We start from the raw sequence: 5,393 nt of genomic DNA, 5'->3' as shown, positions 1-5,393 counted from the left end.
CAGTTTTGGGTTGGCGTTGACATGTATCGAACCGTCGTCGACTATCGATCGCACAAGGCCGAAAACGTTTGGGCAGTCAGTCCATCCGTCGATGGATTGGACGGGAAGAGATTGGCTTAATGTGCATATTCGAGCATCCTGCACAGACATACTTCCTGATCTCGACGATATTCTATGAGCAAGCCTGTTTTTCCCCAGCCCTTTTTAGCGATTGGTTGCTCCCAATGTCGTGATCTTGCCAGCCTGGATTTCGAAATTATCATGGCATTCCAGCCCATAATCCATGTGCCCTCAGGCAGACCGTTCGCCTATGAGGCACTGGTTCGCGGTCTGAAGGGCGAAAGCGCTGGGGAAATTTTGGCCAAGGTATCCCCCGACAATTTGTACCGCTTTGATCAGGCCTGTCGCGTGAAAGCCATCGAGCAAGCGGCTGCACTGGGGTTGGGGCGGCAGACAGACTGTAAGTTGAGCATCAACTTTCTGCCAAATGCCGTCTACCGTGCCAACACTTGCATTCGGGCTACCTTAGAGGCAACTCGAACATTCAACTTCCCCGCCAACCTGCTCATGTTCGAAGTGACCGAGGGCGAGCGGATCGAAGACACCGAGCACTTGAAGTCAATCTTCAAGGAGTACGAGCGACAGGGCTTCACCACTGCAATAGATGATTTTGGCTCGGGTTACTCAGGGCTGAATCTACTCGCAGAGTTTCAGCCTGCTGTACTCAAGCTAGATATGGCACTCACTCGGGGAATCAATCAGGATTTGGTTCGCCAAGCCATCGTCGCCGGCATCGTATTGGTGGCCAAGCGATTGGGCATTACGCTTATTGCCGAAGGGATTGAGACTGACGAAGAGAGCCAAGCTTTGGTGGCGCTGGGTATTGATTTGATGCAAGGTTATTTATTTGCTCGGCCTCAGATAAATGGGTTGCCGTTGTTTGAGCGGCTTTCTTGATCTTATTCTGATAGAACAGCTTGACTTAACCTTCGTGAACCCAGTGCGGATTAATCACCAGGCTTTTGGCATCCGTTGTCTCGGAGTCGTCCCAAGCAAGCGGAGCGAGCCGGCCCCGGACGGGCCAGAGGCATGGGGATGCAAGCAAGCCCCAAGGGTCGCAAACTCGCCAAAGCAGCTTGCGGTTTACGACAGGTCATACGGCCTCGAGCCAGTGCATCGTCACGTCTGGCACTGGGCGGTCACCGGTTATTGCGAAGGAATTCAATCAGCTCCCGTGCACTGGGGCAGGAAGGGTGAGCCGATGAGTGCTCGACGCTGAATCCCCAGTGTGTGACAGCCTTTTTGGCAAGAGCGACTTTGCTGCCAGGCCCTCGAGCACCTCGCTGTGCAGCAACCTGCTTGACTCTCTCCCAGGGTTTTTATGCTGTTTGCTCCGGCGCTTCTTCAAAAAATCATCAGTTTTCAGCCAGGCGTTCATGGCCTGGGTGTCTGCCAGGAACCAAGCCTCCAGTGCCTTGACGGCCACAAACGCAAAGCGAATGCGCTGATGGGACACCCGGTCTCTGACCGTCTGCACATGAGCTTCATCCTCCAAGTCCGTGAGGATGAAAATCTCTTGCGCACCCGCTTCATCCAGTCGATCGACAAACGCTTCGATGTTATGGGGTAGCAGGTTAGCCCCACCGTAATGACCGTCGATCCATCCAAGCGTTGCTTCTCAGTGGAGAGGCTTTCCATTCCGGGGACGATCAGCTCCATCCATTCCAGGACTTGGTCCCTGAAATCAGGGTCCTTCTCAAGGACAGTCAGCATGGACGCAACATTCTTCCCTTGAGTGTCCAGCTCGGTGGTATCGGTGGTCGAACTATCCGGCTCCTTCGCCGCCATCGGATCAATACGGAACACCTTGGTATTGGTCAAAAACGCACGAAGTGGACTCTGCCCCAACAGCATCAGTGCCGCCAGATCCTGCGGGTAGTCAGGCAGGCTTTGGAGACCCGTCGACTCGCCCATTTGGACTTTTAAATCCGCCCCCGGACGTCGATCAATCAACAGTTTGCCATCCACCTTCAACATCTCTGCCAACTGAGGTTTCTTGTCCAGGGAGCGGATCGTGAGGCTGTAATCGTGGAGGTTGCCATCCAGCTCAACCTCCATGGAGAAACTGATGCTGGTGCGCAGCTCCTTGCGGTACTTGTAACAGTGAATCTGAGAAAAACCTCCAAGCTGCGTCCTGGCCTGTGACGCACCGAATTTGACGACTGCCCCCATGAATGCCAGAGCATCGGCAATGTTGCTTTTCCCAGAGCCATTGGCACCTGCAAATACCAGAAACGGCGAGACATCCTTAAGCTGAAAATCAGCCAAGCTCTTAAAGCCTTTTATGTGCAGCTTCTTGATATTCATGAGGTTTCCTGTCGATCATTCTGAGCTTCAGTAGGCGTCGGGTTTGCCCCGTCAAAGGGGGCCTGAAGAGCCTTTCTGACACCTGCTCGCTTCAACACCTCTCCCCAAGACTCAATACGAAATTCGGGACCTTGCTTCACAATACGTGTGCCGAACTCTAGGTTGAGTACTCGCACGTAGTCGTCAATCTTGCCTTTGCTAAGCCCCGTCAACGCCGCAACGCTGGTAGTCGTCGCACGCTCCAGGCGGTCGATCGCGGCCAGGGTCACAAACAGCCGTCCAGCATGCCCCTTGGGATACTGAGGAACGCCATGCTCATTCACTTCGTATTCGCTCATACGGGTCACATCTGTTCCACTAAACGGAACTATAAAGCCAGTCGGTAGGCACGTCGAATAGTTTCTCGATCGATACGACAGTGAGCTCGCTGCGATGCGGACCTTGCGCTCCCATAGAGCTTGGGCCTCATCATGCAGCGTTGCGTATGATCAAGGGGGCCTTGACCATGATGATGGACGGGAACCGGCTCGCTTACCTCATGCAGCGGTACAACTGGACACGGCCGCATCAGCACAACGGCTTCGCACCGCCGGCGGTTGCGGAAGAAAAACTCAATTCTGTGTCCGGGAGTTTTTGACCACTACAGTACGTAGTCGAGCGACTCTGCGCATCCCATTTGCGCCTCGATAGCACCTATGCATCCCCAGCAATCCCCGCCGGTATTGCCTGATAGCGGATCTTGCGGATTGTCGAGTAGGCGTGCGCAGATCGTGCAGTGTTGCGGCTTTTTGCTGTTTGTCATACTACTCTTCCGATACGTTTCTTCTTAGCCCTCGCGTGCTACCCCGAGGGGCTGCACTCGGCCACAAACTGCCGGCCAGATCTGTCCAGACAAGAGACTCGATTCAGGCCGCTGTTTTTCAAAGGACTGAACTTGATAGTCGTTCATGAAAACTAGCGGCTAGCGCCTCTGGCGTATTGACGTGGCGGCGTCCCCACATGCCGGGTAAACGCCGTGCTGAACGCACTGGCGGACCGATACCCCACGCCCTCCGCTACCTCAACCATCCCCATTTGCGTGTGACGCAGCAGATCCTTGGCCACGGTCATGCGCCAGCCTAGCAGGTACTCCATCGGCGACTGGCCCAGGGTGGTCATGAAGCGTTTGAAAAAAGCCGAACGGGAAAGCATGGCCACCTGGGCCAACTCTGGGACTGTCCAGCCGTAGGCAATGTCGCCATGCATCTGGCGCAGGGCCTTGGCCAGCCGAGGATCAGCCAGGCCGCGCAGTAAGCCTTGGGGCGTTTGCTCCGGCGGGATCGAGCGCAGGGCCTCGATCAGCAACACTTCCACCAGCCGCGTGAGGATCAACTGGTGCCCGACCGCCTGCGCCATAGACTCTTCTCGCAGCAGGCGCACCAAGGTCGTCAAGCGTTCGACACCGCGCACATGCACCCGTGCCGGCAACATCGCTACCAATAGGGAGGCTTCGGGGGTCTCGAAGTCGAAATGCCCGCCCAACAGGCGCACATCGGCCGGTGCGTCGGGGTCGCCGTGGCGCAGTTCATCGGGATGGGTATTGCCATACACGGGCACCATTGCCAACGGCTGCACGGGTGCGAACCCCGAGAGGGTGAACGCGGGTGTCTTGGACAGCAGCAAAAAATCCCCCGCTTCCAGGACTAGCTCAGGCTGGCCGTCGATGGCAAGCCGGCAACTGCCTTCCAGCACCGCGCAAAAGCTGGGTAAGCCAAATTCGGAGTAGCGCACGCCCCAAGTCCCGGCGCCGCTGATGATTTTGGAAAACACCGCACGCGGCTTGAGCAGCGCGATGACATCGGACAGCGGGTCGCCCATAAATGGACTCCTGCGAATGAAATGTGGACAGCCGATTATAGTGAGTCCAGTAGGGTAGGGTTATCGTTTTCACCAGACTCACTGCCTGGAATACCTCATGAAAACCGTCCTTATCACTGGCTGCTCCTCCGGCTACGGCCTTGAAACCGCGCGCTATTTCCTCTCCCAAGGCTGGAACGTGATCGCCACCATGCGCAGGCCACAGAACACGCTGTTGCCCTCTTCGGAGCGCCTGCGCATCCTCGCGCTGGACGTGACCCAGCCCCACAGCATCGCCGCTGCCATTGAGGCCAGCGGGACTATTGATGTGTTGGTCAACAACGCCGGTATCGGCCTGTTCGGCGCGCTGGAGGCCACGCCCATGACCGCAGTGCGGGAGATTTTTGAAACCAACACCTTCGGACCGATAGCCATGACCCAGGCGGTGATCCCGCAAATGCGCGCCCGTCGCTGTGGGGTGGTGATCAACGTCACCAGCAGCGCGACCCTGGCGCCCATGCCACTGGTCGCCGCCTACACCGCCAGCAAGCAGGCGATTGAAGGGTTTACCGGCTCATTGGCCCTGGAACTGGCGGCCTTCAATGTGAGCGCCAAGTTGGTGGAACCCGGCTACGCCCCCACTACTCGCTTCAGCGAAAACGCCAGCGAGCGCATGGCAGGGATGATTCCTGCCGACTACGCGCCAATGGCCCAGGCGATTTTCGCCGAGTTGGGCAGCGGCCAATACACCCTCGAGCAGGACGTAGCCGAAGGCGTATGGCGTGCGGCACACGATACGTCTGGGCAACTGCGTTTTGCAGCGGGGGCAGATGCTTTGGCGCTTGTTACTCAGTCGCGCAGATAATGTGCGCCGTCTGACAATTCTTGTGTATCAGAGCCTTTACATCTTTAGGCTCACTCAATCGTCACTGACTTTTATAGGCGCCTCATTTTTCAGACTCATGCGAAGGTCTGCGTTGGTCGATTGCAGCTTGTCGCGACAGGCTACATCGACCCAAGGCAGCCGCCAGCACCCGGCAACTCACGCGATGGAACACCCGTGCGGCAACCTTGGCACCCAAGTAATCGCCGCGACTGGGCTCATCGATCACCACCGATATGGCGATACACGAATCAAGGGTTGCTCGGTGCGATTTTGTCCAGCAGCTGCCGGGCCAGCGCGTGGTACA

Annotated in this window: 6 protein-coding genes; 2 read left to right on the top strand and 4 right to left on the bottom strand. The window is 56.8% G+C overall.

Annotation, left to right across the window (positions count from 1 at the left end; all coding sequences use genetic code 11):
- The first annotated feature begins 174 nt into the window (after positions 1–174).
- A complete protein-coding gene (locus PF66_RS31635; RefSeq protein WP_054057952.1) occupies positions 175–957 on the top strand; it encodes an EAL domain-containing protein in 783 nt (260 codons plus the stop codon).
- A gap of 477 nt (positions 958–1,434) precedes the next feature.
- Here the strand turns inward: PF66_RS31635 and PF66_RS31630 are convergent, their stop codons facing one another.
- The 3 genes from PF66_RS31630 to PF66_RS31620 form a co-directional block, all read right to left on the bottom strand.
- The gene (locus PF66_RS31630; RefSeq protein ID WP_241494500.1) at positions 1,435–2,367 is read right to left on the bottom strand and encodes an AAA family ATPase; all 933 of its coding nucleotides are present in this window, start codon (positions 2,365–2,367) and stop codon (positions 1,435–1,437) included.
- Positions 2,364–2,705, bottom strand: coding sequence for a hypothetical protein (locus PF66_RS31625; protein WP_206542439.1), 342 nt, complete (start codon positions 2,703–2,705; stop codon positions 2,364–2,366). Before PF66_RS31625 ends, PF66_RS31630 begins: the two co-directional genes overlap by 4 nt.
- Before the next feature lie 616 nt (positions 2,706–3,321).
- Positions 3,322–4,224, bottom strand: a complete 903-nt coding sequence (locus PF66_RS31620; RefSeq protein WP_054064909.1) for an AraC family transcriptional regulator — start codon at positions 4,222–4,224, stop codon at positions 3,322–3,324.
- Positions 4,225–4,321: 97 nt separating this feature from the next.
- On the opposite strand from PF66_RS31620, the gene PF66_RS31615 reads away from it, so the two are divergent.
- Positions 4,322–5,068, top strand: a complete 747-nt coding sequence (locus PF66_RS31615) for an SDR family oxidoreductase (protein ID WP_054064908.1) — start codon at positions 4,322–4,324, stop codon at positions 5,066–5,068.
- 82 nt (positions 5,069–5,150) lie between these two features.
- Here PF66_RS31615 and PF66_RS33335 read toward each other — a convergent pair.
- Positions 5,151–5,393: hypothetical protein (locus PF66_RS33335; RefSeq protein WP_206542438.1), on the bottom strand; the 243-nt coding region annotated here is incomplete at its 5' end.

The organism is Pseudomonas asplenii, assembly GCF_001293465.1.
Taxonomy (GTDB): domain Bacteria; phylum Pseudomonadota; class Gammaproteobacteria; order Pseudomonadales; family Pseudomonadaceae; genus Aquipseudomonas; species Aquipseudomonas fuscovaginae_B.
Note: the sequence above shows the minus strand (reverse complement) of the source record. Positions and strands in the feature narration are given on the sequence as shown.